General features: G+C 45.4%; 22 protein-coding genes. 14 read left to right on the top strand and 8 right to left on the bottom strand.

Annotation, left to right across the window (positions count from 1 at the left end; translation table 11 throughout):
* Positions 1–148: 148 nt before the first annotated feature.
* Together B9G69_RS15880 and B9G69_RS15875 are read left to right on the top strand one after the other, a co-directional pair.
* Complete coding sequence (locus B9G69_RS15880; protein ID WP_254916733.1) at positions 149–1213, top strand: glycosyltransferase family 9 protein; 1065 nt, start codon at positions 149–151, stop codon at positions 1211–1213.
* Positions 1122–2216 carry a glycosyltransferase family 9 protein gene (locus tag B9G69_RS15875; RefSeq protein ID WP_265437833.1) on the top strand — a complete coding sequence of 365 codons (1095 nt, stop codon included), beginning with the start codon at positions 1122–1124 and terminating at the stop codon, positions 2214–2216. Before B9G69_RS15880 ends, B9G69_RS15875 begins: the two co-directional genes overlap by 92 nt.
* Here B9G69_RS15875 and B9G69_RS15870 read toward each other — a convergent pair.
* Together B9G69_RS15870 and B9G69_RS15865 are read right to left on the bottom strand one after the other, a co-directional pair.
* On the bottom strand, positions 2200–3612 hold the full coding sequence (locus B9G69_RS15870) for a sigma-54-dependent transcriptional regulator (RefSeq protein WP_088614290.1): 1413 nt from the start codon (positions 3610–3612) through the stop codon (positions 2200–2202). The two genes, B9G69_RS15875 and B9G69_RS15870, sit on opposite strands and share 17 nt — an antisense overlap.
* Positions 3609–5354, bottom strand: coding sequence for a CHASE2 and HATPase_c domain-containing protein (locus B9G69_RS15865; protein ID WP_254916734.1), 1746 nt, complete (start codon positions 5352–5354; stop codon positions 3609–3611). The genes B9G69_RS15870 and B9G69_RS15865 overlap by 4 nt, the downstream gene beginning before the upstream one ends.
* 237 nt (positions 5355–5591) lie before the next feature.
* Here B9G69_RS15865 and B9G69_RS15860 point away from each other — a divergent pair, with 237 nt between their 5' ends.
* From B9G69_RS15860 to B9G69_RS15825, 8 genes are all read left to right on the top strand, one after another.
* Positions 5592–6509 (top strand): bifunctional riboflavin kinase/FAD synthetase, encoded by a 918-nt coding sequence (locus tag B9G69_RS15860; protein WP_265437832.1) that lies wholly within the window; start codon positions 5592–5594, stop codon positions 6507–6509.
* Entirely contained in the window at positions 6490–7323 is an 834-nt protein-coding gene (locus B9G69_RS15855; RefSeq protein ID WP_088614292.1) for a hypothetical protein, read from the top strand. Before B9G69_RS15860 ends, B9G69_RS15855 begins: the two co-directional genes overlap by 20 nt.
* A gap of 47 nt (positions 7324–7370) precedes the next feature.
* The gene (gene pilB / locus B9G69_RS15850) at positions 7371–9074 is read left to right on the top strand and encodes a type IV-A pilus assembly ATPase PilB (protein WP_265437831.1); all 1704 of its coding nucleotides are present in this window, start codon (positions 7371–7373) and stop codon (positions 9072–9074) included.
* On the top strand, positions 9074–10117 hold the full coding sequence (locus B9G69_RS15845; RefSeq protein WP_088614294.1) for a twitching motility protein PilT: 1044 nt from the start codon (positions 9074–9076) through the stop codon (positions 10115–10117). The genes pilB and B9G69_RS15845 overlap by 1 nt, the downstream gene beginning before the upstream one ends.
* Positions 10118–11347, top strand: a complete 1230-nt coding sequence (locus tag B9G69_RS15840; protein WP_088614295.1) for a type II secretion system F family protein — start codon at positions 10118–10120, stop codon at positions 11345–11347.
* Complete coding sequence (locus B9G69_RS15835) at positions 11347–12924, top strand: two-component system sensor histidine kinase NtrB (protein ID WP_088614296.1); 1578 nt, start codon at positions 11347–11349, stop codon at positions 12922–12924. Before B9G69_RS15840 ends, B9G69_RS15835 begins: the two co-directional genes overlap by 1 nt.
* 39 nt (positions 12925–12963) lie before the next feature.
* Positions 12964–14370 carry a sigma-54-dependent transcriptional regulator gene (locus tag B9G69_RS15830; RefSeq protein ID WP_088614297.1) on the top strand — a complete coding sequence of 469 codons (1407 nt, stop codon included), beginning with the start codon at positions 12964–12966 and terminating at the stop codon, positions 14368–14370.
* A 97-nt stretch (positions 14371–14467) separates the two neighbouring features.
* Positions 14468–14899 carry a ferritin-like domain-containing protein gene (locus B9G69_RS15825; RefSeq protein ID WP_254916735.1) on the top strand — a complete coding sequence of 144 codons (432 nt, stop codon included), beginning with the start codon at positions 14468–14470 and terminating at the stop codon, positions 14897–14899.
* An 83-nt stretch (positions 14900–14982) separates the two neighbouring features.
* On the opposite strand, the gene B9G69_RS15820 is transcribed toward B9G69_RS15825, so the two are convergent.
* Positions 14983–15417: a FixH family protein gene (locus B9G69_RS15820; protein ID WP_088614298.1), complete on the bottom strand. Its 435-nt coding sequence runs from the start codon at positions 15415–15417 to the stop codon at positions 14983–14985.
* A 147-nt stretch (positions 15418–15564) separates the two neighbouring features.
* Here B9G69_RS15820 and B9G69_RS15815 point away from each other — a divergent pair, with 147 nt between their 5' ends.
* Together B9G69_RS15815 and B9G69_RS15810 are read left to right on the top strand one after the other, a co-directional pair.
* On the top strand, positions 15565–16302 hold the full coding sequence (locus tag B9G69_RS15815; RefSeq protein ID WP_088614299.1) for a dienelactone hydrolase family protein: 738 nt from the start codon (positions 15565–15567) through the stop codon (positions 16300–16302).
* Positions 16269–16928 carry a YkvA family protein gene (locus tag B9G69_RS15810; protein WP_265437830.1) on the top strand — a complete coding sequence of 220 codons (660 nt, stop codon included), beginning with the start codon at positions 16269–16271 and terminating at the stop codon, positions 16926–16928. The genes B9G69_RS15815 and B9G69_RS15810 overlap by 34 nt, the downstream gene beginning before the upstream one ends.
* A gap of 35 nt (positions 16929–16963) precedes the next feature.
* Here the strand turns inward: B9G69_RS15810 and B9G69_RS15805 are convergent, their stop codons facing one another.
* The 3 genes from B9G69_RS15805 to B9G69_RS15795 all read right to left on the bottom strand — a co-directional run bounded on the left by B9G69_RS15805 (position 16964) and on the right by B9G69_RS15795 (position 19402).
* On the bottom strand, positions 16964–17959 hold the full coding sequence (locus B9G69_RS15805; RefSeq protein WP_088614300.1) for an NADP-dependent oxidoreductase: 996 nt from the start codon (positions 17957–17959) through the stop codon (positions 16964–16966).
* Between the two features lie 68 nt (positions 17960–18027).
* Positions 18028–18837, bottom strand: a complete 810-nt coding sequence (locus tag B9G69_RS15800; protein ID WP_088617053.1) for a M48 family metallopeptidase — start codon at positions 18835–18837, stop codon at positions 18028–18030.
* A 73-nt stretch (positions 18838–18910) separates the two neighbouring features.
* Entirely contained in the window at positions 18911–19402 is a 492-nt protein-coding gene (locus tag B9G69_RS15795) for a hypothetical protein (protein WP_088614301.1), read from the bottom strand.
* 99 nt (positions 19403–19501) lie between these two features.
* Here B9G69_RS15795 and B9G69_RS15790 point away from each other — a divergent pair, with 99 nt between their 5' ends.
* Positions 19502–20947: a DUF1254 domain-containing protein gene (locus B9G69_RS15790; RefSeq protein WP_088614302.1), complete on the top strand. Its 1446-nt coding sequence runs from the start codon at positions 19502–19504 to the stop codon at positions 20945–20947.
* Between the two features lie 22 nt (positions 20948–20969).
* On the opposite strand, the gene B9G69_RS15785 is transcribed toward B9G69_RS15790, so the two are convergent.
* Both B9G69_RS15785 and B9G69_RS15780 read right to left on the bottom strand, forming a co-directional pair.
* A complete protein-coding gene (locus tag B9G69_RS15785; protein WP_088614303.1) occupies positions 20970–21413 on the bottom strand; it encodes a HAMP domain-containing protein in 444 nt (147 codons plus the stop codon).
* A 146-nt stretch (positions 21414–21559) separates the two neighbouring features.
* Positions 21560–24109 (bottom strand): Fic family protein, encoded by a 2550-nt coding sequence (locus B9G69_RS15780; protein ID WP_176400891.1) that lies wholly within the window; start codon positions 24107–24109, stop codon positions 21560–21562.
* 109 nt (positions 24110–24218) lie between these two features.
* Between B9G69_RS15780 and B9G69_RS15775 the strand changes: the two genes are divergently transcribed.
* On the top strand, positions 24219–25247 hold the full coding sequence (locus B9G69_RS15775) for an endonuclease/exonuclease/phosphatase family protein (protein WP_088614304.1): 1029 nt from the start codon (positions 24219–24221) through the stop codon (positions 25245–25247).
* The last annotated feature ends 1 nt before the right edge of the window (position 25248 follow it).

Genomic DNA, 25248 nt, shown 5'->3' with positions numbered 1-25248 from the left:
GAAAGTGAGGGCTGGCCTCCGAATACTCTACAATGGTGTCATGACGCAAACCAACTGCCGACACTTTTCAGGATACAAACCTTGCTCGAAAAGCACGAGTTGCGATTCTAATTGTGCTTCATTCGACAGCCCTCAGATTTCAATCCTCATGGTACACTTAGGCGCCCTTGGCGCTGTAGTTCGCAGTACAAGTTTGTTGAAAGCCATCAAAAGGAAATACCCCTCGTCAATGATCACGTGGGTGACAGACGCACCGGCGCATGTGCTGTTGCAAAATCATCCGGCGATTGATCGTATTCTGACGACGAAGGAAGCGGATCTTTTGCAGTTAAGTGCTCTTGAATTCGATATCGGTTTTGTTATCGATAAATCGTTAAAAGCAGCAGGTGTGCTTCGCTATACGCAGGTGGATCAGATTTATGGTTTTACCGTCAATCCGCAAAATGGGGCGATCCTTCCTGCAACTCCAGCCGCCGAAGAGTTATGGGAACTCGGTTTAAATAATCACAAAAAGTTTTTTGAAAATAAAAAACCTGAAACTCAACTCATGATTGAAGCTTTGGAGCTAGGTCCCTACCAACGAGATCCCTACTGGCTGCCGTTGACTGAAAAAGAGCAAGAGCAAGCACGCGTGCGTCGCCACTCTTATTTGGCGACGGGCAAAAAATGGGTGCTTGGATTTAATACGGGTTGCAGTCATGTGATTCCATTTAAAAAACTATCCGTTGAATTTCATCGTTTAATGATCACGTCTTTGCAAAGTCGATATCCTGAAGCGCAAATCGTGTTATTGGGTGGCCCCGAGGACACAGAGCGGAATGTACAAATCTCACAGGGACTTCCTGTCATTTCTAGTGCGACAGAAAGTGGATTAAGAGACGGCTTGGTCAGTGTTGCTGCTTGTGATGTTGTCATAACAGGGGATAGTCTCGGAATGCACATGGCCATTTCCCAAGCAAAGCACGTTGTGGCGTGGTTTGGCCCGACATGTGCGCATGAAATTGACCTTTATGATCGTGGTGTGTCAGTTCTGACAAAAAGCCCCTGCAGCCCGTGCTGGAAGAGAACTTGTGAAAAAAGCATAATGTGCTACGATCAAGTCTCTTTGCAGGAGATCGTTCATGCCGTTGAATCTTGTCGTACAAACAGCCTTTCTGGGGGACTTGTTCTTAGCAATTCCACTCCTCAAGCGCTGTCGTCAGATTTGGCCTGATCAGGAACTAGGACTTGTCTGTCGCAAAGGCTTTGGCGACTTTTTTCTTAAAACAAAATTAGTGGATCACGTCTTTGAAATAAAAAAAGGCGATGCTGATTCCTATAACCAAGCTTTGGCTGGCATTGCCAATCATGAAGTAAATTTTCTTTTCTCACCGCACGAATCCATGCGCACGATCTTTTTTTGTCGAAAAATAAAGGCGAAGAAAAAAATCGGCTTTAAAAAAATGTGGAGTTTTTTGGCTTTTTCAGAAACCGTGAAAAAACCGATGGTTCTGCCAGATCCTTTGCGCCAAATGAGTTTATTGACAGTTGTGGATCCTCAGCTTTCCGACAAGTTGGAAAGTTATAAAATCGAAGAAAATCCTTACGTGACAGACAGCCGTGGGAAGTTATCTGCGCCTCCCGAATGGGCATCGATGAGTGTTCGCACAGAAATTTTAAGACATACGGACATCTATCAGGGCTTAGAGCAGCGTTATGATCTAAGAGGTCTTAACGATGAACGGGGTGTGTTGATGTTTCCAGGGTCGGTGTGGGCGACAAAACGATGGACGAAGGAAGGTTTTATCGAGACAGGTAAAACATTGCAATCGCAGGGTTATCAAGTCTATGTCATGGGTGGTCCCGGGGAAGAAGTATTGGCAGAGGAAGTTCACAATGCCATTCCAGGTTCCATCTGCATCGCAGGAAAAACTTCGATACTAGAGTCGACTCAGATTATTGCGCGCGCGCGCTTATTGGTGGGCAATGACAGTGCTGCCAGCCACATGGCTGCTGCTTGTGAAACTCCACTGATTTCCGTATTTGGTCCGACCGTTTTAAGATTTGGATTTAGACCGTGGTCAGCAAGCACCTATATTGCACAAAAGGAAAACCTGCCGTGCCGTCCTTGCGGAAAGCACGGGCACCAAGTATGTCCTATTAAAACCCACGTCTGCATGCACCACCTGCCCGCAGAGCAAGTGGTACAAAAAGCTGAATTTATTCTTCGTTCGTAAAGTCTTTAACGTTAATGCCGTATTTACGGATCTTACGTAGCAAAGTATTCTTAGGGATATTGGCTTGAGCCACCGTTTGATTAATACGACCGTGATTCGCCTTAAGCGCGCTCACGATAAATTCTTTTTCCATGCCTTCTTTGAAGACGTCAAAATCAAGAGGACCTGAATAATCCACCTTCGCCGTTTTTTCTGGAGCTTCTTTAGGAGCAAGCTTCAAAGATTCTGGCAAAGATTCCAAAGTAATTTGCGACGAATTTTCGACAATGAAAGCACGTTCAATCACGTTCTCAAGTTCACGAATATTTCCCGGCCAACGATAAGCTTTTAACATGTCTAAAGCCTCTGCATCGATACCGTTGATCACTCGAGCATGTTGGCGAGCGAACTTTTTGATAAAGTGCTGTGCCAAAGCTTGGATGTCATCCGTGCGGTCTCGCAAAGGTGGCAAGAATATAGGCATGACATTCAGACGATAGAATAAATCCTCGCGGAAAGTGCCATCGGCCATCATCTTTTCTAGATTGCGGTTTGTGGCAGCGATAATACGCGTGTTGGATTTCACCTCGCGGTTGCTACCGACAGGGGTGAATTTCTTTTCTTGCAGAACACGCAAAAGTTTAACCTGCATATCAGGACGCAGCTCACCGATTTCATCTAAGAACAAAGTTCCGTTGTTAGCCATTTGGAACTTACCGATTTTTCGTTCAATCGCACCGGTGAATGCACCTTTTTCGTGTCCGAACAATTCGCTTTCCATCAGATTTTCAGGAATCGCCCCACAATTGATCGCAACAAAGCTGCCAGATTTACGAGGGGAGTTGAAGTGGATTGCGCGTGCAACCAGCTCCTTACCTGTCCCGTTTTCACCACGGATTAAAACCGTCGTGTCCACTTTGCACAGGCGATAGATCAAGTTAAACACTTCCTTCATTTTTTGCGAAGAACCCACGAACTCGGATTCGATATCGTCATCAAAAATCGGATTTGATAAAGCCAGGCTTGAAACCAAGTCACGGGCTTCCTGACTTTTGCGAACAATTTCAGTCAACGTTTGCGGGTTCACTGGTTTTTCAACGTAATCGTAGGCGCCTTCTTTGATGGCTAGGACAGCATCATGAAGATTTGAGTGAGCAGTCATTAAAACTACAAACGTGCGGGGATCGTGTTCTTTGATCGCCGTCAAAGCTTCAAGGCCATTCATCTCTGGCATTTTAACGTCCATAAGCACTAAGTCCCAGGACTGTTGTTTTACTTTTTCTAGGGCTTCTTTACCCGTCGCTGCCTCGTCGATTGTGAATTCGATCTCAGGCATCGTGGATTTAAGAATGGAAATGACCGAACGGCGCAGTTCAGCTTCATCGTCAACAATCAGGGCGTTCATTTGGTTGATCATAACATCTCCTCAATCACATTGTCTTCGGATTCAAGCGGCAGGGTGAAGGACACGGTTGTTCCATGTCCGACCTTACTGTCCATTGCCACTTTGCCTCCATGGAGTTCAATAAAATATTTAACTAAGTAAAGACCCAGGCCGGTCCCTTTGGTTTTTAAATCTTGGTCACTGCCGCGAGTGAACTTGCCCCAGACTTTATCCAAGTCCTCAGGTTTAATACCGTCGCCCGTGTCTTTAACGGTCACTTTGATATCGTTGTCTGTTTCCGTGGACGTCACGTCAATCAAACCCTGGGCAGGCGTGTACTTAATCGCATTTTCCACCAAGTTGATGATGACTTCTTTGATCAGCGTAGTATCAAACTCCACTGAAAACATGGGTTCCAGATTTGTTTGAATACGAATGCCCTTTTCAAAAGCCAAGGGACGCAGAGTAACCAAGGCTTCTTCGATGACCTCATTGATGTCCGCAGCATCCTTGTTAATTTTAAATTCGCGGGATTCGATACGCAGAACCTTCAGAATAGATTGAATATAGCGATTCAATTCGTCACCAAACATGCGCAAAGACTTTAAATCGGTTTGAAGTTCTTCGTTTTGATGTTGAGTTAGCAAGCGATCGACGATGGCTTGAATTTTCGCAATCGGAGTTTTTAAGTCATGGGAAATCAAACTCACGAAGTTATTCTTAAGCTGTTCGAGCTCTGCCAGATATTGTTGTTCCTGCTGCAAGGCAAAGTTTTTTCTTTCGATTTTGGTTGCCTGATAACCGATGAAAATTGTCCACGTGGCAGCCAGAAGCACAAAGGGTGCAAAGGCCGGTGACCAGAAATAGAAGCTGTCAAAAACCCACGCTGACAAGGCTGCAAGCAACGTCGCGATCCACAAAATGAAAAATAGCGCCACAGACTGCGGATAGGTGGTGATAATGAAAACCGCAAAGCCCATCAGTACTAAAAAACCTGCCGCATACCAAATAAAGTTTAGGCGTTTAATCCAACGATCACCCAACAGCGTGTCTGTGATATGCGCCATAATTTCAGTGCGGGACAAAGTGCCCAGCGGTGTTAGGTACACCGGAGTCGCCGAAGTCTCAGCACCGATGAGAATGATTTTATCTTTAAACGTGTCTGGCGGAAGTTCATCATACAGAATTTCGCTTAAACCATACTGTGTGAAATTGTAAATCGAACCCCGGTAATTGATAGGGAGACCCGCAAGACTTGTTGGGAAAGTTTTGCCGGTGATTTTTTCCGCCAAATGAGGCATCTCCACCCTTTGCGGGAATACACGACGAACCAAACCATCTTCGTCACGACGAATTTCATTGGACCCAAGATTGGTGTGCTCGCGGTTTGTAAAGGCCGGCGTTAGGACGCGTTCTAAGTTGTTAGTTGTGGACGCCCAAACGACTCTGGGGTCGAAAAAATTTTTCTGTTCTTCAGAACTTAAATGAACGCCGCCAATGTTATCACCAAAATAAAGCGTGACACCGATAGCACGGGGATTTTGCTTTAAAAGTTTAGTCAGCATCTGGTTCCAGATTTTTTTATTCCAGAAAAAGCTATCAGTGATATCCGTGGCTTCATCGATATCCATCATGGACGTTGTACGGTCTGCGTAAACTCCCGCAAAGTCAGACTGGCGAATAGTGATTAAAACGATTTGGGAGGAGACCTTTTGGTCACCGCGCAGTTGAAAGCGCTGGTCATAAGACGTGGTTTCATCCGTAGAGAGTGCCAAGCAGCCAATGACCCAACATAATAGGCAACGGAGAAGGAACCCGCGATGTCGCGAAAAATAGCGGAGCAGGACCTCGCTGCGGTATAAAACGCGATTAAAATACTGTTGTAAGGATCCTTTTTGCACGCGTCGCAACATAGCAAATTTATTAAAAATATCAACTACTAAAAGCCCTTACCGCCGAGCGCGGAAACGGGTATATTGAAAAATATGCATATCTATCAAGGCGTAGGGCAGATGAGCTCCGATATAGAGTCCTCTGTCGTCACAATTGGCAATTTTGACGGTGTCCACTTGGGCCACCAACAACTGATCGAGACTGTTACTCGGGAGGCCCAGCACTATGGAGTCCCGTCAGTGGTGTATACTTTCCATCCTCACCCTGTAAAAGTGCTTTTTCCCGAGCGACAAACCCAAAGAATGTTCGATCTGCGCGACCAGCAAGAGCAGTTTCAAGCACGAGGGATTGAGTGTGTGATTCTGGAAAATTTCACGAAGGAGTTTTCACAAGTCACAGCTCAAGACTTTCTGCAAAAATATGTGATGGATAAGCTTCATCCAAAAACGTTGGTGGTAGGGCATGATTTTAATTTTGGTACAAATCGCACTGGGAATATTTCTTTTTTAGAGGGATTTTGCGCACAACACGGCATTCGTTTGATCGTGATTCCGCCATTTCAAAAAGACGGTCTTGTAGTTTCATCGACTCGTATCCGTGAGGCACTGCAAGCCGGTGAAATTGAAAAAGCGGAAAGTCTTTTAGGTCGCCGTTATTACTTACGTGGTATGGTTGAAAAGGGATTTCAGCGGGGGCGCACCATTGGTGTGCCGACGGCTAATGTTCATCCTGATGTCGAATTTGTTCCACGCAAAGGGGTGTACTTTACGAACACTCGAATCAATGGTCACGCCCATCCTTCGATCACAAACATTGGTGTCAATCCGACCTTTCAAGAGGATAAAAAAGGCCCTGTGAAAATCGAAAGTCATATCTTTGATTTGGATGCACAGCTTTACGGTGTGGAAGTGGAAGTTGAGCTTTTGCATTTTCAGCGGGATGAGATGAAATTCTCTGGGATTGATACTTTGAAAGAGCAAATCTACAGCGATATGGCAGCAGCCCGAAAGTACTTCAATGAGCAAAAAGATTCTTGAATTTCGTGAAGGGAAGCCCAGCACTTTATTTCGTTTTTTGCAGTTTATAGAAACGCAAAAGCCGGACATTTTTCAATTAGAGCATCACCAAGAATACAAAAAGGACTTGCTAAATAATGCAGATACAGCGCTTTTTTCATTCGAGCAGTCACGTCTTTTATATCCATCTCTGCGTGTTCTGCCCACACAGGTTCGACTTTTAGAGTGTTTCGACAATTATTTACCTGAAGATGGCAAATGGTATCCACGCTTGTTGTTTTATGAAGCTATTCACCAGGTTCTAGTAGCTCGTGCGCGGGATATGGATATCCGTGTTCCTGCATTTGTCGTGGGAGAGGGCGAGTGTCTGCGCATTGCTGCAGGTGTATGTGCGGAACTCGGGTATGCAGAAGTCTATCTGATCGGCGAGAACTCAGCACAGCTTCACCGCGAAGCCCGTATCTTGTCCCGCGGTTATTTGGGAATCAAATTTAAAGTGTTGCCCATCGAGGAGTTGACGATCCAAGCTGTCAGCGCGTCTTTGATCATCAACACAGTACACTTGCCATCGGGGAGTGAACTTTTAAAGGACCTTTCGTATTTCAATTTTATGAATACCGGTGGATATGCCTTCGATTGCCATCTTGGTAACTTACACAGTGAGCTGATGGAAGAGGCGGAGCGCGCGGATTTGAAGGTCTTGCATCCAACTGATTTATTGCAGGCTTTGGTCGAGATTGTTTTAGAAAAGCTGAAGCAAAGTCAGCTTGTAAGCCGCGAAAATGTTTCGGAGTGGGTCACAGCTTTCAAGGAACAAAACTCTCCTTCCGTCTAGTTACGAAAAACGGCACCCTGGTATAAAGTAATATCTGGGGAGCCACAATGTCTTCGATCAGAATTGGTGAATTATTAGTTAAGCAGGGTCTGCTCAAGCCGGATCAACTTGCTCATGCTGTTGAAGAACAGAAAAAAACCGGATCTGCGCGCCTTACAGGTGTCATCACTCAGCTGGGCTACCTTAAAGAAAATCAAATCCTTCGTGCCATGGAAAAGCATTTTGCTGTCCCAGGTGTCGAAGTTTCGTCATTTGAAATCGATCCGTCTGTCATTCAATTAATTCCGCGTGATGTCTGTGATCGCAATCAGTTGATTCCGCTTCAAAAAGCCGGAAATACCTTGGTTGTTGCTTTTGCTGACCCAAGCAACATTATGGTGAAAGAAGACTTGCGCTTCATCACTCGTTGTAAAATCCAAGCGGTTGTTGCGACAGAAACTGCGATCGCCGCCAGTATTGAAAAATACTATGGCGGTAACATCAGCGTTAAAAATCTAAATACCGTCGCTGAAGCGATGGAAGAGGAATACTCTGCCACGGCGACGGCAACAGAAGTTATCGACTCCGATTCGGGTGGTGAAGAAGCTCCGATCGTAAAATTCGTGAATCAAATCTTAGGTGATGCGATCATCAAAAAGGTTTCGGATATCCACTTTGAACCTTACGAAAAAAGATACCGCGTGCGTTTTCGCATTGACGGTAACTTGATCGAAGCAACCCAGCCTCCGCAAGGAACGGGTGCTGCTATTGCGTCTCGTATCAAAATCATGTCCAAACTCGACATCGCAGAAAAACGCCGTCCCCAAGATGGTCGTTTGAAAGTTCGTACTAAAAAAGGTCGCGAGATGGATTTCCGTGTCAGCGTCCTGCCTACTATTTGGGGTGAAAAAGTCGTTCTGCGTTTGTTAGATAAATCAAATCTTCAGTTGGACATGACGAAACTTGGTTTCGAAGAGGACGATTTGAAGCTTTTCAAATCGATGATCAACCTTCCGCAAGGGATGGTCTTGATCACAGGTCCGACCGGTTCTGGTAAAACCACGACGATCTATTCTGCCTTGGCCGAGTTGAACAAACCTGACGTGAATATTTCTACGGCAGAAGATCCCGTGGAGTTTAACTTAGAAGGTATTAATCAGGTTCAGATGAATCCTGATATCGACCTAAACTTTTCAAGTGCGTTGAAATCATTCCTTCGTCAAGACCCGGATATCGTGATGGTGGGGGAGATTCGTGACCTTGAAACTGCAGAGATTGCCTTTAAGGCCGCTTCAACGGGTCACTTAGTTGTTAGCACCCTGCATACCAATGATGCTCCTGGTACAGTGATTCGTCTGACGGAAATGGGTGTCGCCAACTATATCATCACTTCTTGCGTGAACTTAGTTGTGGCTCAACGTCTGGTTGGTAAAAACTGTGAATCTTGTAAAGTTCCTATTGAAGTACCCGCACAAACCTTGATCAACTTAGGGGTTCCGCCGGGTGAAGTCGGGGATTATAAATTGATGCGTGGTAAAGGTTGTTCCAACTGCAACAACTCCGGTATCAAAGGTCGTTTGGCAGTTTATGAATTGCTGGCAATGACTGAAAAAATGAAGGAAGCCATTTTGAAAAATGCTTCCACAGGACAGCTTCGTTTTCTTGCCCGTGAACAGGGCATGAAGACTTTGCGTCGTTCTGCTTTATTGAAATTAAAACGTGGCCAAACAACAATTGAAGAAGTCTTGAATGCATCGGTGAAGGACACATAATGAGTTTGACTGAATTGTTAATGCAAGCGAAGGCTAAAAAGTCTCAAGAATTTCTATTTGTCGTAGGCAGCGAGCCCCGTGCTCGCAGCATGACAGGCTGGGAGAGTTTGCGCTCTTCACCAGGATTGATGACTGAGTGGAAGCTGCTTCAGCAAAGCTTCCTTGATGACCAACAAAAGGCCGTTCTAGAAACCACGGGTGTTGTGGTCGGCGAAACAGCTTTGGAAAACACACGTATCGGATTTTCATTTTTCCAACACGATAGCACGATGAAAGCCATCATCGACTTGGATCTAGATGGTTCCAAATTCGAAATGCCGCTTCCCGGAAGTTATATGGAGACATGTCTTCGTATGAAGGGCCTGGTGATTGTTTCAGGGGCGGGTGAGTCAGGTCAAACAGGGACCCTCTACAAAACAATGCAGAAAATGGGCGAGGAAAAATCGTTCATGGGCGTTGTCTTTTCAACAAAACCTTTTCCACAAGTTCGTGAGGCAAAGTCTTGCTTTCTGTATCACAACGGCATTTTTGCAAGCAAAGATGAACGTGACAGCTTGTTAAACGGTGTGGACGTTGTCATTTATGACGGCTCTTCCGATGACAACAGCTTCTTAGAAGCCATGGCTCTGGCAGAGCGTGGTGTCTTTGTGATTTATTCCATGCGTGCACCTTCGTTGATGAATGCCCTTCGTCGTTGTCTGTCGGTAATGACAGATCGTTTCGGGCAACATGGCTCTTCGCGTTTTTCAGAAGTGTTTTCCATGGGACTTGGTCAGTATGCCATGGCAGGACTTGGCAATGACCGTGTTTTCGCGCACGAGCTTTTATTAGTGAAACCGCAAATTCGTGATTTCATTGATCGCCAAGATATGAACTCACTGCAATCCGTTTTAACAACGGCTCCCGAACACTCGGGTATTTTGACGTTGAATCAATCTTTACTTCAACACTTGATCCGCCGTCGTGTGGATTTAAAAACAGCCTTTGAAACATCTCGCGATCCAGATAATTTGGATCAGTTGCTTAAAAAGGTAGGCATCTAGATGGCTAAGTTTCAATACCAGGCACGTGCTGCAACTGGGAACATCGTTCAAGGGGAGATCGAAGCTGCTACTCAGCAAGAGGCGATCATTCGTTTGCGCGCACAACAGTTGATGCCCACTAAACTGGTGGCGATGGCAAGGTCATCGGGTGCTAAAGCAGGTTCTGGTTCGGCGCCCATGTTCGGTGGCCGAGTTAAAGGTAAGGACTTGCAGATTTTTACTCGTCAGTTTGCGACTTTGATCAATGCTGGTATCCCGGTGGTGGATTGTTTAAAAATCCTTTCTGAAGGTTTGCGCCCGGGACCGCTTCGTGAGGCCGCGGGTAAAGTTAAAGGTTCGATTGAAAGCGGCCGCCGTTTGGCAGACTCGATGGGACAGGTGCCTTTAGTATTTGATAAATTGTATGTGAATATGATCCAAGCCGGGGAAGAAGCCGGTATCTTGGACGGTATCTTGAATCGTCTGGCGCTTTACATGGAGAAATCTGAAAAGCTAAAAAGCCAGGTGAAAGGTGCGTTGGTTTATCCAGCCGTTATCTTGGTCGTGGCCTTTGCGGTTATCACGGGTATCTTGGTTTTCATTCTTCCCAAATTCATGGAGTTTTTTAATTCCGCTGGTAAAGAACCACCTGCACTGACTCAAATGGTTGTCGCTCTTTCAAATTCCATGATTCACAAATGGTATTTGTATGTAGCAGCTGTGGTCGGTATTCCTTTCGCCATTTTGCAGTACTATCGTACGAATGAAGGTCGCGATACGATGGACCGTTTGTTCTTTAACGTGCCCGTATTCGGTGAGGTGATCCAAAAATCCGCGATCGCACGTTTGACTCGAACGCTGTCGACACTTTTGTCTTCAGGTGTGGGATTGATTGAAGCGATCGACATCTCTGCAAAGACAGCCGGTAACATCGTTATCGAACAAGCCCTTTTACGCTGTAAAGCTTCCGTAACAGAGGGACGTACTTTTGCTTCGCCACTGGGTAAAGAAAAAGTTTTTCCAGAGATGGTGGTGCAGATGATTTCCATCGGTGAGCAATCAGGTACGATGGACGTCATGCTTGGTAAGATCGCCGATTTCTATGAGGATGAAGTTGAAACTGCGGTGAAAGCAATGACTTCATTGCTAGAACCCCTGATGATGGTGTTCTTGGGTGGTATCATCGCGATTCTAGTTATCGCCATGTATCTTCCGATCTTTTCTATGGCAGACGTTGTCGGCGGGGGCTAATGCGCTTAAGTTACGCCCTTCAGAATAACAAGAATCAAGGACTAACAGTCGAGTTCGCTCGGGTTAGTCTTTTTGTTATTGTTCTTATTGTCAGTGTTATTTCCACCATGACTCAGGGAAGCTTTGTTAACTGGTCGGTTCAAGCGCCATTTTATCTGGTTTTGACGCTGGCATTGGGTCTGCATATTGTGTGGATTGCGGAGTGGGAACAGCTGCTTCAGCATCCGCGAGCGTTGTTCGTGGGATTTGTTCTTGATTCCGTTTTCATCTCGCTTTTAATTTACTATTTCGGGTTAAATCAGTCGCTGTTCTTATTCCTGCACTTAGTGAATATTCTCCTAGCGGGGATTGCTTGTCGGGGAGTGGGTGCTTTAACTCTTGCGTTGTTCACCAGCATCACGTTCACGACGGCCGCCTTGTTTTCTCCGGAAATGAAGGCGCTTAATTTCTTTTTCTTACTGGCGTTAAATAATATCGCGTTTTTCTCCGTAGCAGGTCTTTCAGGTTACCTGAGTGAGCAACTGCAAACGGTGGGCAAAGAGCTTAAGAAAACGGGGTTGAGTCTTCGTTCGGCTCAAGAATTGAATCAGTTTATCATGGAAAACATTCCATCTGGGATGTTGTCTTTCACGGCAGAGGGGCAGGTATTAACGGCCAATAACTCGGCTTTGGAAATCCTGGGACGTGGGTCCGCCGCGGAGATTAACTGGTATCATCTTTTTCCAGAAACCGAGAAGGCCGGCGATAATTTCCGCGGCGATTTGAAGTATTCGGAAGCCAGTGACCAGTCTGCAAAGATTTTGGGCGTTACACTTTCCAAAGTATACAGCCCTGATTTGCAGGCGCCGCTATCGATTGCATTGATCGATGATTTGACCAAAGTTCGTCAGTTGGAATTTGCAGCCCGTCAGAATGAAAAGTTGGCAGCTGTCGGCGGGTTGGCCGCAGGTATTGCACATGAAATACGCAATCCTTTGGCTGGCATCAGCGGCAGTATTGAAATGCTGACACAGACAGTGACGAATGACGATGATCGCAAGTTGATGAAGATCGTTTTGCGTGAAATTGATCGTTTGAATAATTTGATCACTGAGTTTTTGGAATATGCACGGCCGGAAAAGCCACCGACAGACGTAGTCGATATGGCCTTTTTGTTAAATGAAGTCTTAGATGCAATTAAAACGGATACGAAAGTGCGCGCAGACATTCAGCAGGTTCGTGAAATTGGAACTGAACTGAAAATTTTGGGCCACAAAGACAAACTTAAGCAGGTCTTTTTAAATATCGTGCTAAATTCCTATCAGGCGATGCAGGATTCTGCAAATGTGCAACTGACGATTAAAGCAGTGGCGAATGAAAAATCCATCGTTATCAGCATTCGCGACACGGGTTGCGGGATGAGTGAAGCCACTCGCAAGAAAATGTTTGAGCCATTCCATACGACGAAGCCAAAAGGCACGGGCCTTGGTCTAGCTGTGACTCATAAAATTTTAGAAGGTCACGGCGCCCAAGTCTTCGTTGAGAGTGAGCAGGGTGTGGGAACAGAGTTTGTTTTGACTTTCCCGAAGGCAAACTAAAGAATAGGTAATATATCACAGGATGTGGGAGCGAGAGACATGAAGCCAAGAATTCTTGTTGTCGACGACGAAGAATCAATACGCGAATTTCTAGAGATCATGCTGAAAAAAGAAGGCTATGAGATCACTTTGGCTGAAGACGGCCAAAAAGCAAAAGACCTTCTTACGAAAAAATCTTTCGACATGATCATCTCTGATTTGCAGATGCCTCATGTAACAGGTATTGAGCTACTTAAACACGTTAAAGAGTCTTACCCAGACACTGTGTTCATGTTGATCACTGCATTCGGTACTACCGAAACAGCAGTCGAAGCCATGAAGATGGGTGCTTACGACTATCTAACTAAGCCTTTCAAAATCGACGAAGTTCGTTTGAACATTCAAAATGCTCTTCGTTCACGCAATTTGGAAGTTGAGAATAGAACTCTTAAAAAAGAACTTACGAAAGAGTATTCATTCCAAAGCATGGTTGGTAATTCCCCAGCGATGCATGCGATTTTTGACATGGTTAAACGTGTATCACAAACGCCGACAAACGTTTTGATCACAGGGGAATCTGGTACGGGTAAAGAGGTTGTTGCGAAAGCGATTCACTACAACGGTCCGTTGAAAGATCGTCCGTTCGTAACAGTCAACTGCGGTGCCATTCCTGAAAATTTGATGGAATCGGAAATGTTCGGTCACAAGAAAGGTTCCTTTACGGGAGCCGTGGCGGATAAACCGGGTCTTTTCGAAGTGGCTGACGGTGGTACTCTGTTCCTGGATGAGGTGGGTGAATTACCGCTTACGATCCAAGTAAAACTTCTTCGTGCGATTCAAGAGCGCGTGGTTCGCCGCGTGGGTTCTACAGAAGACACGAAAGTCGAAGTGCGTATCATCGCCGCGACGAACAGAAATCTTGAAGAAATGGTTGCTAAGGGTACTTTCCGTCAAGATTTGTTCTATCGTTTGAATGTTATCAATATCAAAACTCCAAGCTTGCGTGAGCGTCGTGAGGACGTTCCGTTGCTGGCGAATCATTTCTTGAAAAAGTACAATGAACGCCTGAATAAAAACATCGGCGCGATCAGCGTTGAAGCCATGGAAATTTTGAAAAAGTATGACTATCCAGGTAACGTGCGTGAGCTTGAAAATATGATCGAGCGTACGGTTGCTTTGGAGGGTGGTGCGACAATCCTTCCAGAATCTTTGCCACCAATGGTGAATACGACGTCTGGCCGCAAAATGGCTTCGTCGAACGAAATTGAAATGGGTGACGACGGCGTTGACTTGGATAAGGTCATGGGCCAAATTGAAAAAGAGCTTTTGATCAAAGCGATCCACTCTGCAGGGGGCGTGAAAAAGAGAGCAGCAAAATTGCTACATATCTCTTTCCGTTCAATGCGCTATCGCATTGAGAAATACAATCTCGGCGTCGTGGGTGACGACGAGTTGGATGATGAATAATCACTAGAATAAAGTGATAAGAGAGCCCCACAAAAGGGGCTTTCTTCATTTTATGGGTTAAATGACTCCGGCTAAGCTGGGGTGGAAGGAGCCACTAATGACAGTGCAAGAGGACAAAAAGAAGATCGTTGAGTTACTTAACGAAATTATCGAGATGGAGATCTCTGCAGTTGTTCGCTATCTGCATTACGCATTGATGATCAGAGGCCCTAATCGTATTCCGATCGTTAAATGGTTCAACGAACAAGCCAACGAGGGTTACACTCATGCGCAGATGATTGGTGAAAAAATCACGGCGTATGGTGGTCATCCGTCACTGAAGGTAACTCCAGTTCCTGAAACCAACACTCATAAAGTTTTGGATATCTTGGCTGAAAGCTTGGATTTTGAATTAAAAGCTTTGGGAAAATATAAAGAGCTTCTTAAGCATGTAGGGGACGATGTTGCCCTGGAAGAATTGGTTCGAGGTCAAATCCGTTTAGAAACAGAGCACGTTGAAGAAGTTCGCAAAATGTTAGATGTAAATTAGTAATATCGCAGAATATTTTGAAGATAAAAAAAGCCAGGATGACTCCTGGCTTTTGCTTTTTAAAGCGTGTGAAGCTCAATAGCTTACTGAACGTAAACGGGAATTTCCAGGTGGTGAGCTTGGCCATTAAGAGTGAAATCAATACGCACGTTCCATTTACCAGACATCACAAACCAAGCTTTAGTCACTAGGTAAACGCCATTGGCATTTTCGATGATTTCGACGGGTGAGGAGCCGTGCCCGTGGTGGCCCATTTGCATCCATAGATCGACTTTAAAGTTTTCAAGAGGGGCTCCATCAAAGCCTTGAACCAATACTTGAAACTGCCCTTCATCCACAGATGTAATATCGGTCTTATAAAGAAGTTGAACGCAAAGATCCTGAATCGATGCCGAGCAAACGATCGGGCTCAATTCTCCAGCTTTTGGAGAAGCGGGTGCGCCAAAAGTTTGCGCGTGCGCTGCAGAAGTTAAAGTAATGGATGCAATCAGCGTGATAACCGACACAAGAAGTTTCATAAACTCTCCTTTATATGTGGCTGATATAGCAAGCTTTCTGCGGAATGCCATCACAAATTTTAATCCGCAACAATCAGATGCGCCGGGCAGTTCTTGACGTGTAGGCTGTTGTTTCGGCAACTTACAACGGCACCATCGGAGGATTTTATGTCCTATGATAAAACACGAGTTCAAACGCATGACGGCCCCATGACAGTTCATATTGTCACTCCCGATAAGGAGACTGGGAAACTCCCGGCTTTGATCGTTTTGCAGGAAGCCTTTGGCGTGAACCACCACATCCTGAATGTCTGTAAGAAATTGGCAGAGCAGGGATATGTCGCCTTGGCGCCCGAGCTTTTTCATCGCGCGGGCGAGGGCGTTCAAATTGAGTATACGAACTTCGCCGCGGCTCGGCCGATCATTGCAGAGTTGACCAACGCCCGCATGGTTGACGATTTAGCTCAGACTTACAAGCTTGCTCAAACCTTACCAACTGTGAACAGCGCTGCGATTGGAACCATCGGATTTTGCATGGGTGGGGTCGCAGCGGTTTTAGCGGCTTGTCATTTAGATATTCAAGCCGCCATATCATATTACGGTGGAGGCATGACAGAGGAGCGCCCCGGTTTTGGATTTAAACCATTTATGAATGAGTTCAAATCCATCAAATGCCCAGTCCTATTGGGGTTCGGGGAGGCGGACCAAAGTATTCCGCCGCAGCAGATCGAACTTATTAAAGCTCAGTTAAAAGCTGCAGGTGTTACGCAAGAGATCATTATTTACCCCGAAGCCGGTCACGGTTTCTTATGCGACGAGAGGTCAGCTTTTCATCCCAAAATGGCCGATAAAGGATGGAAGGATATCTTTAATTGGCTAAAACATTGTGGTACTATGAATTTATGAAAATCAGCCAAATTGCTAAAATCAGTAAAGATACCGGTTTGAGTCCTGAAAAATTGGCCGTTTATTTTCAAGTTTCCAACATGACTCTTCGTCGTTGGTTGAAAAAAGGCGGAACGGCACGCGTGCCTTCACAATACGATACCAACATCTATCAAGGTGTTTTGGCGATGGTGAAAGACGGCGTGATCGACAAAGATCACGAATGCGTAAAAGAAGCCTATGAGTTCACTCAAGTATTGTTCGCTAACAACTCGTTCATGATGATGGACTTGCAAGCGGCGCAATTTGAAAACTCACCTAATGAGGATGGCCTGACGGATTTGTGTTTGCGCCTGGGCCAACGCGATGACAGCTTGGCATACGTCCAAAGAAATGAACATACGTTGCAAGATCTTGAGAAGAAAAGCCCAAGCATCCGCGACAAAGTTTCTGCTTTATGGGCAGTTCTGAAAGACGGCGAAATCACTAAGACTTCTAAGTACGTTGCAGTGGGTGCTTTGTTTTACTTGGTATTCCCATTCGACTTTATCCCAGATTCAGTTCCGGGGGTGGGGTTGTTGGATGATTTCGCGATTCTATCCATCGCAATGGACCACTATCTAAGAATTAAAAATCTAAAAGGCTAAGGCCGATAAAAGCACCTCCGAAAGAGGTGCTTTTTTTATATGCTAACAATGATTTTACCTCGAGCGCGCCCCGTTTCAGAATAATCAAGGGCAGCCTGACATTCTGCGAGAGGGAAAACCTTGTCGATGATAGGTTCGATCTTTCCCTTCTCAATCAGCGAGGCTATATAGCTTAATTGGTGACCATTGGCTTTCATGAAGATGAAACGATATTGGACGCCCGCTTTTTTAGCTTTAAGATTTGTTTTGAGTCCGACAAGACCTAACAACAAGGACTTCCAAAATCCAAGCTCCATATCTTGGCCCGTTTCATAATCGGGAGTTCCTGAAATAGATATGACCCATCCCCCAGGTTTCACAACCGAGAAAGCTTTATCGAGAGCTTCTCCACCCAGCGTATCGAAAACCACATCTATATTTGAAACGACGGTTTCAAAACTTTGCTGCTGATAATTAATAATGTGGTCTGCACCCAGGCTTTTAACGAAGTCTATATTCTTACTGCTGGTGGTGGTCCATACTTCGGCACCGAGATGCTTTGCAAATTGAATTGCAAATGTGCCAATACCACCGGCGCCGGCTTGGATTAAAACTTTTTGTCCCGGTCGAAGGTTCGCCACATCTTGCAGAGCTTGCACGCTGGTCAGCCCCACCAACGGGATGCTGGCGGCTTGTTCGAAAGATATGTTGCCGGGCATTTTTGCCACATCGCTTTGATCGACGGCGATAAATTCCGCAAAGGTGCCGATTCTGCCACTGCGTGGTCTAGAAAAAACAGCATCACCGATTTTGAAATTTGAAACTTTGTTTCCCACTTGGACGACTTGTCCTGCGCAATCATGTCCCAGAATAAAGGGAAACTGAATGGGTCTGATGACTTTCAATTTCCCATCACGCATTTTGAAATCAATTGGATTCACACTGGCAGCTTTAATTTGAATCAGGACATCTTCGGGCCCAACTTCCGGAGCCGGGCGCTCCCCAATGGTGAGAGGATCATGACCGTATTTCTTGATGTATGCTGCTTTCATGCTCTTCCTTTCGGGAAGCTTTATTTTGTCTTCCCGAAGGGAAGCTAATTTTGCCCCCCGAAGGGAAGCTATTTTTTAGTAGCCTGGTATAACGGCATGACCTTCGGCAAAAGAGATGCAATATGATTTAATCGTGTTCCGTCCGCGGGGTGAGTGCTTAAAATTTCAGGCGGTTTGGAGCCTCCGTTGCTTCCCATCTTTTTCCAAAGTGAAAGAGCTTCCTCTGGATTGTAACCCGCACGAGCCATCAGCTCAACACCCACGGTGTCCGCTTCTGTTTCTTGGCCGCGGCCGTGGGGGAGTGTAACAGCCAGATTCGATAGCATGTCGAGGGCCCCGACGTAATTTGGATTTAAAACATTTGTCACAACGCCTATCTGGAACAGACCTTGTTTGACGATTTCTTCTGAATATCTTTCGCGACCATGTTCACGCAAAGCGTGCGCAATCTCATGCCCCATGACCGCTGCGATCTCACCATCGGTCATATTCAGCTTTTCAATGATGCCGGTATAGAAAATAATCTTTCCACCAGGCATGCAGTACGCATTGATATCGTTACTGGTAATAATATGAACTTCCCATTGCCAGCCCAGAGCATCTTTTCTAAAAATACCTGTCTGTGGAATGATTTTATTAGCGATAGTTTGCACCCGTTTTAGCTGGGCTGGGTTTTTATCTAAAGTCCCTTTGGCTTGGGCTTCTTTTTTCGTTTGCTCGTAACTTTGTGCTGCGGCTTGGTTGATTTCAGCAGAACCGACAAGCATCAGTTGCCTTCTGTTTGCTCCGACGGCGCCTTCGTCCGTTGACGTCGCACAACCAGAGATAAATATTGTCACCAATGTACTGAATAGGAATTTAAAAACCGTATTTTTCATGCCTTTAGCATGGCAAAGCCAACAACGACTTGTCAAAGTCCATTGGCTACGCGTTGATCTATATTTACCATCTTTAATTTTTGTGGAAGTTTTTCCACGCAAAGAAGATCAAGGTCCCAGCAGAAGTCGCTAAAGCCAAATATAAGAAAATGTGATTTTCCGTAGATGGATCGCTGGAAGATCGAATTCCAAAATAGTAAACCGCAGTTTTTAGCACGATACCGGATTGAATCACAGCCCACACGTACGGAAACATTTCGCGAAAAGTTTTTTGATCTTGAGTCAAAACTCGAGGGCGTTTTTCAGCCGTCGGTTGAAAGTTCCAATAGTTGTTACGATGAAAATCCGTGACCACGGCATTCCAAGATTTACGAACATCATCGGCGCTTTTGCAGGGGGAAGGTGTTTTCGCAAGCTCTTCATCCAATTTTGCCAATGCCATTTCACGCAACGATATTTCGTCAGCTTCGGTAAAGAATCCCCGAGACGTCGAGAAGTCCTGTTTGAAGTTTTTCTGTGATTCGGCCAAAGCCTTTTCGGCATCGGCTTCTAGGATGGATTTCATGCGGTTAACGTATGACAGAGGTCTTGGCTTTGTCAAAAGGCTTATTGTGTTGAGGCACCACAGAGCAGAGCCTAAAACAATGATGATCTGGAGGGAGCCATGCGATTCATTTCGACGTTGAGGACGCTTTTGTTCTCTGTACTGATGAGCTGGGTAAGTTCTCAGTCCCAGGCGCAAGAGGTTTCGCCTGCGCGTGACAGCGCTCTGAAGAGGATTGCCGCAGAAACTTATATCTATGCCTATCCGCTGGTAGTTATGGCGACAACTCGAGAAGTCATGACGGCAGTCCCACGCCCCGGAAAGGAAAAAGCGCCGCTGAATCAACTCGCCAATCGTCGATTGTTGCCGAATGAAAATTCCTCTGAAACCTATCCTGAGACAGACACACTGGGAAGTGTCGCGTGGTTGGATGTATCGAAGGAACCTGTAGTCGTCAGCTGGCCCCACCCGGGAAATCGTTTCGTTCTGTTTTCCCTAATCAGTGCCTGGGGCGAAGTGTTTGCGGCACCCGGCACCCGCACTGTCGGAAGTCAGAAAAAAAGCTTTATCATCACAGGTCCGTATTGGAAGGGGGCCGTTCCTTCGAGCATGCAAAGAATAATATCGCCGACGAACTCCGTGTGGATGGTTGGAAGGGTGCAAGTGAATGGCCTATCGGATTACGATGGTATTTATGCTTTTCAAGATCAAATGAAGATCACTCCACTGTCGCGAATTTCTAAAAAAGCGATCAAAGCAAGCCCCGTTCCTTTCAATATTGATGTCGACAGCAGGACGCCGATTTTGGAACAGGTTGAAAATATGGATGCCAGAGTTTTTTTTGCAACCTTCGTGGCAGAGCTTAAGAATAATCCTCCTGCGCAAACAGATGGTGCGATCATTTCCAAAATGGCTGCCTTGGGAATGTTTCCAGATAAAGTATTTCAATATGATCAATTGCCAGCACATGTGAAGGAGGCGTTAAATTCGGGGTACTTTGCGGGGCAGGAGTCTTTTGCGAAATTTCAGCGGGGCACACCGAATTTACGGATGGCAAATGGATGGGGGCATCCGATTTTAGCAGGACGTTACGGGACCAATTATCAAGTGCGCGCATTAATGACAAAGTTGGGACTTGAAACGGCGGCGCCACAAGACATGACCTTGGCGCAAGCCATGGTGGATCGTCGGGGGGAGCGACTTAACGGAGGGTTTAAATATCTTCTTAAATTTCCTAAGGATAAACTGCCTCCGGTTCAAGGATTTTGGTCGGTGTCTTTATACAACACACGTAAATTTTTTGTGCCCAACTCATTGAATCGATTTGCTCTGACAGGCAGCGAAGGACTTAAGAAAAATACGGATGGTTCGATAGATATCTATGTTCAGGCAGTTTCACCTGGAAAAAGCCTCGAGTCGAATTGGTTGCCTGCGCCAGCCAATGAAGATTTTAGCTTAGTCATGCGCATGTATTGGCCACGACAATCCGTGCTGGATGGAACATGGAAAATCCCGGCTTTAGAGAAAATCCCCGAGTTTAAAAATCTATCAGATAATTTATTTTAATACAGAGGAGTGAACACTCGCTCTATTTCGTTTTCTTTTGAAGTGCTACATTTAGATCTTTCGCAAGATCTTGGAAATAGTCATCTTCACGCAAACGAATTTGAACGGGCTCTGCGGCTTCTTCCTGGCGGCTAGCGCGATTTAAAATACGGCGGATATTAAAGAGCGGACCCACAATACGACTTGTGACCCTATTTGTAAGATAGAAGCCCAAGATCAAGCAGCCGATTACCACGACAAATTCATTCATCAAAAACATCACTTTGTGACGTGCAATGAATTCCGCAATCGACATCGAACCGTATTCACCCGCCGCCGCTTTGTCTTCAAGTTTGCTGATCAAAACCCAACCAGCGATGACTTGGGCGACAAAGATGCCCGTTACGAACAGACCCACAAACATCAAGGCATCGTACTGAACCTCGCGGTTGACGATTAATTTTCTGCGGTGCTTGAAGATTGCCATGTTTTTGTCCTTAGTTTGCGGTTTTCGGCGGGGCCGAAGTCGTCGTTTCTTTAAATATATCGTGTTGTTGGAACGGCGGCTGTTTTTTTAATGAATAACGGGCGCTCTTTCTCAATATAAGACGGCGCTGTCGTTTTCCTATTCACTTATTCAGGGAATACGTAAAAGGCTTCATCCACAGCCGCATTGATGGTCTCATATTTCTTTTCATTTTTTTCCTTATTAAAGTGTTCGATCGTCACTTTATCGATAATTTTAAACGGCGAGATGTTCTTTTGAGACAAGATTTCAAACTCCGTCGGGTAAGGCGTCGACATTGTCGAAGCCAGTGTGCTCTTGTTCAAACGGACAAAATAGATGCCTCCGCCCAAACCTGGAGCCAGGAAAGGGATATTTGGTTCAAGTCCTTGTCCTATATAGGCGAAATACAGGTCTGTGGATGTTGATAATGAAATATGGTCTTTTAATGGTGTATCCAAGGCATGCGTGTAATGATCAACAAACTCGCGAGCAAACTCATCAGCTACACCCCGGCGATCATAGCGATTGTTTTGCAGTGCCGAATTAATTCGAACCGCCAGTTTATCAAAACCCGGAATCATTTTCCTAAGTTGCGCTTCAAGGCCTTTGGGTTCGTGCTTGTCGTCGCCAACCTTGTCTCTCATTTGTTTGACCCAAAGCTTGAATGAGTCGTAGCCGGGAAGTGATTTTGCCAAATCAATATAGGATTGATTGGAAATAAAACCCGTTTTTTCAACCGAACCCATATCACTGCGGAGCAGGACGATATTTTCATCGCCCCGAGCATCCAAGGCCTGCTTTAAAGAAGGGAATGCCAGGTTCGTGTAGGATTTGTATTTTTCAAAGAACGTCACTCTCGGTGCCTTCTTAATTGTGATTTGCAAAGATGCTGGAGCATTCTCGATCTGTTTTTCACCCTCGGCCAAAATTGATTTTGCCGCTTCAAAATATTTTTCGCGGCTTTTCATGATGGTGTTAATCATGTTGGTGTTGTTCACAGATTTTGCGTAATCCATGTATTTCGAGAATTTCATCTCCATGAACTGATATTGCGCCACAACGTCAGACATCGAGATGCCTGTGCGTTGGTTGAAGCTTTTTTCAAAATCCGTATGGTAGCCGCGGGTCTGTGCTAAGATCGCAAGCGGATCTGTGTCCTTGATCGTAATTGCATTTTCAAACACATTGACCTGCCAAGGGTGCAGGTAAATATCACCACGTTCATTGGCATTTTTAATCACATCATAAGGAATCACTTCGATGTCCTTGGCTTGGATTTTCCCGGCTTGTAAATCCATTGCGTATTGCATGTGATCTCTAAAAACTTTGCGGTGAGCGAGAGTTAAACTGCGACGAGCAAATACATGCGGGGCAAGTTCGCCCCCTTCACCATAAAGCAAGTACGTGCGATCGGCGATCGGGTAAAGCTTTCTATTGAAGAGCGCATGGGGGATTCCCATAGAATTATAGAAAAACCCATCGGTTAACATCGTGTAAGTTCCGTCGCCGATTTTGATGAACTTATTTTTTGCAGAAATAGTGTCGTTCATCCATTTGAACTTCTTTTTTAGTCGGGTATCCAGTTCCCCCCATTGGGATTTTTTGTCGTTCGAGGCTTCGGGAGGCAAAAGAGCCGTGCGCGGCTCATGGTCGCGATTGATATTATTGACGGTGGGAACGGCAGGATCTGATATTACAACATCTCGAACCATTTCCCCGTACTGCGCAACACTGTTGCGGAAGACTTGCTTCCAAGTTCCAAGGTCATAGTAAATGTCATAACCTGGGAAGGTGTTCATCACGCCAGGATAACCAGCTTCTTGCAAAATTCGGTTTGCCAATAGCATCGAAGTTCTGCCATTGCCATCGATGAACGGATGGATTGAAACAAAGCGGTACTGAAACTCGGCCGCTAAATCAATGGGGTCCATGGTTTTCTTGTTTTTATAGTACCAAGTCGACAGTTCATTCACAGCGGATTGAACTGTACGGTAATCTCCATAGACAATCCATCCACGACGCTTTTCTTTGCGACTTAATGGCCAAGGAAGTTCGATGAATTTTTTGATCCAAGGATTGGACTTTAACGCTTCGTACTGACTTTCTTTCAAGGGATGAAAGACGGGATCTCCGCCGATGTTTTGGCGAACCTTAAACCCTGTACTGTTACCGACAGACATGTTCTTGGGCATAAGCTTACCCATCAACCAGGCTTCTTTTTTGATACCTTCGGAGCCCGCTTCATGAATTTTCATTATCAGGGAACGATTGATATCTAATTTTCCGATAGGGATTCTATTTAAAATATCGCGCGCTTCGACATAGGCTTTATAATTTGCAAAGCCCCAAACCTCAGTGCCATGCAGACCATTGCTGTCGGTGCCGCGTTTCAAGGATCGCTCGCTGTAAAAGCGAAGGAAATCAATTTCCGTTTCAATCCATTTGTCCCATTCTAATTTTTTGTTGATGGTTTTAAAAGTGACGGGGGCTGCCGGATCCGTAATCGGCGGCGCAAGATCTTGAGAGTTCTCAAAAACCTTTGCGCACATCAGTCTTTCTGACGCGGGATCGCGCGATGCATCGCATGGGTCATTCACGACCATTGGCGCTGGTGTTTGACAGGATGCTAGAACCAGAGAAAGTGCCGAAATGATTGTGAAAACTCTGCTTTTCATATGTTCTTAAAATCGGCCAAAATGCCATTAATCTTAAACTGCATATAATGGTTGCAATCCTCTATTTTCCCGACAAAGGTAGAGGCCTGGTTACATCTGGAGGGGAAATATGAAGTGGGCAATTTTTGCCGGGTGGATGCTTGCGGCATCCCTAAGCCATGCTATTTGCATTCAGACTTTTAACACTTACGGTCCAATGTATGCTCCCAGCATCACGTCTCGCTCTGAAGCACTTTCCAAAGAAATCTTAAGTGCACCTTGTGATATCGTTCATTTCCAAGAAGTTTGGAATTCTGGGCAACAAAATGTTCTCATTGGAAATTTGCAACCTTCTTTCAACATCAGCGCACCCAATATGGATCTAAAAATTGGTTTGATGGCCCTGACCAAGGGGCAAATTACTCACACCGACGTTTTTACTTTTGCGGTGAACTCTGACGGCTTTATGGATTCTTTAAAGGATGTCTTGGGAGTTAAAAAAGGTTTCATGAACATGGTGGTTCAACTGCCAGGTGTAAACACTCCGATCCTAGCGACCAATGTGCATACCCATCCAATGTCAGGCAGTGTACGCATTGCGCAGGTGTTGGACATTTTTCAGTGGCGTCTGCGCAACTTGGAATATCCATGGGTGGTGACGGGTGATTTTAATTTCACCTCCGACTCCTTCGAGTGGAAATTCTTTAAGATGTTGCTTGGAGTGCACGATGTGCAGGAAGAAACGGTTGGTTATAACGGGCAATGCACTTTTTGTGGTACGCAAAATCCTTTGTCTGATGAGAAAGGCAATTGGATTTTAGATTTTATCTTTGTTTCCAATATCACAAAGAACATGAACTGGAAATGGCAGCTGCAAAGTTCTCAAATCAATCTACGCGGCGGTCAGAAATCTCCTTTGTCTGATCACTATGGTCTGCAGGCCCAGGTAAAACTTGAACAGGGTGCACAGCAAGCAGATTGGAAAACAGTCCCTGAAAGAGCGAAAACCCTGCAGAGTATGATTATGACGGCACACAAACATCTGCAAGCAGCTGAAAACTCCGATTATGACTACTACATTGAACTGCTCGAAAAAATGTCTGCACAAATTGACCGTCAATACGGACCGGTTTGGGATTATTTGATTCAGTATAATTAGG

The sequence above is a fragment of the Bdellovibrio sp. SKB1291214 genome (genome assembly GCF_002209355.2).
In the GTDB taxonomy this organism is placed as follows: Bacteria; Bdellovibrionota; Bdellovibrionia; order Bdellovibrionales; family Bdellovibrionaceae; genus Bdellovibrio.
This window is presented reverse-complemented; position numbering and strand designations above follow the sequence as displayed.

What these genes read in the sequence shown, in the direction of transcription:
- B9G69_RS15775 (WP_088614304.1), top strand. Translation starts at nt 24,219, where the DNA reads ATGAAGTGGGCAATTTTTGCCGGGTGGATGCTTGCGGCATCCCTAAGC.
- B9G69_RS15845 (WP_088614294.1), top strand. Translation starts at nt 9,074, where the DNA reads ATGAGTTTGACTGAATTGTTAATGCAAGCGAAGGCTAAAAAGTCTCAA.
- B9G69_RS15790 (WP_088614302.1), top strand. Translation starts at nt 19,502, where the DNA reads ATGCGATTCATTTCGACGTTGAGGACGCTTTTGTTCTCTGTACTGATG.
- B9G69_RS15840 (WP_088614295.1), top strand. Translation starts at nt 10,118, where the DNA reads ATGGCTAAGTTTCAATACCAGGCACGTGCTGCAACTGGGAACATCGTT.
- B9G69_RS15855 (WP_088614292.1), top strand. Translation starts at nt 6,490, where the DNA reads ATGAGCAAAAAGATTCTTGAATTTCGTGAAGGGAAGCCCAGCACTTTA.
- B9G69_RS15800 (WP_088617053.1), bottom strand. Translation starts at nt 18,837, where the DNA reads ATGAAAAATACGGTTTTTAAATTCCTATTCAGTACATTGGTGACAATA.
- B9G69_RS15795 (WP_088614301.1), bottom strand. Translation starts at nt 19,402, where the DNA reads ATGAAATCCATCCTAGAAGCCGATGCCGAAAAGGCTTTGGCCGAATCA.
- B9G69_RS15825 (WP_254916735.1), top strand. Translation starts at nt 14,468, where the DNA reads ATGACAGTGCAAGAGGACAAAAAGAAGATCGTTGAGTTACTTAACGAA.
- B9G69_RS15830 (WP_088614297.1), top strand. Translation starts at nt 12,964, where the DNA reads ATGAAGCCAAGAATTCTTGTTGTCGACGACGAAGAATCAATACGCGAA.
- B9G69_RS15860 (WP_265437832.1), top strand. Translation starts at nt 5,592, where the DNA reads ATGAGCTCCGATATAGAGTCCTCTGTCGTCACAATTGGCAATTTTGAC.
- B9G69_RS15820 (WP_088614298.1), bottom strand. Translation starts at nt 15,417, where the DNA reads ATGAAACTTCTTGTGTCGGTTATCACGCTGATTGCATCCATTACTTTA.
- B9G69_RS15875 (WP_265437833.1), top strand. Translation starts at nt 1,122, where the DNA reads ATGCCGTTGAATCTTGTCGTACAAACAGCCTTTCTGGGGGACTTGTTC.
- B9G69_RS15780 (WP_176400891.1), bottom strand. Translation starts at nt 24,109, where the DNA reads ATGAAAAGCAGAGTTTTCACAATCATTTCGGCACTTTCTCTGGTTCTA.
- pilB (WP_265437831.1), top strand. Translation starts at nt 7,371, where the DNA reads ATGTCTTCGATCAGAATTGGTGAATTATTAGTTAAGCAGGGTCTGCTC.
- B9G69_RS15835 (WP_088614296.1), top strand. Translation starts at nt 11,347, where the DNA reads ATGCGCTTAAGTTACGCCCTTCAGAATAACAAGAATCAAGGACTAACA.
- B9G69_RS15870 (WP_088614290.1), bottom strand. Translation starts at nt 3,612, where the DNA reads ATGATCAACCAAATGAACGCCCTGATTGTTGACGATGAAGCTGAACTG.
- B9G69_RS15805 (WP_088614300.1), bottom strand. Translation starts at nt 17,959, where the DNA reads ATGAAAGCAGCATACATCAAGAAATACGGTCATGATCCTCTCACCATT.
- B9G69_RS15880 (WP_254916733.1), top strand. Translation starts at nt 149, where the DNA reads ATGGTACACTTAGGCGCCCTTGGCGCTGTAGTTCGCAGTACAAGTTTG.
- B9G69_RS15785 (WP_088614303.1), bottom strand. Translation starts at nt 21,413, where the DNA reads ATGGCAATCTTCAAGCACCGCAGAAAATTAATCGTCAACCGCGAGGTT.
- B9G69_RS15815 (WP_088614299.1), top strand. Translation starts at nt 15,565, where the DNA reads ATGTCCTATGATAAAACACGAGTTCAAACGCATGACGGCCCCATGACA.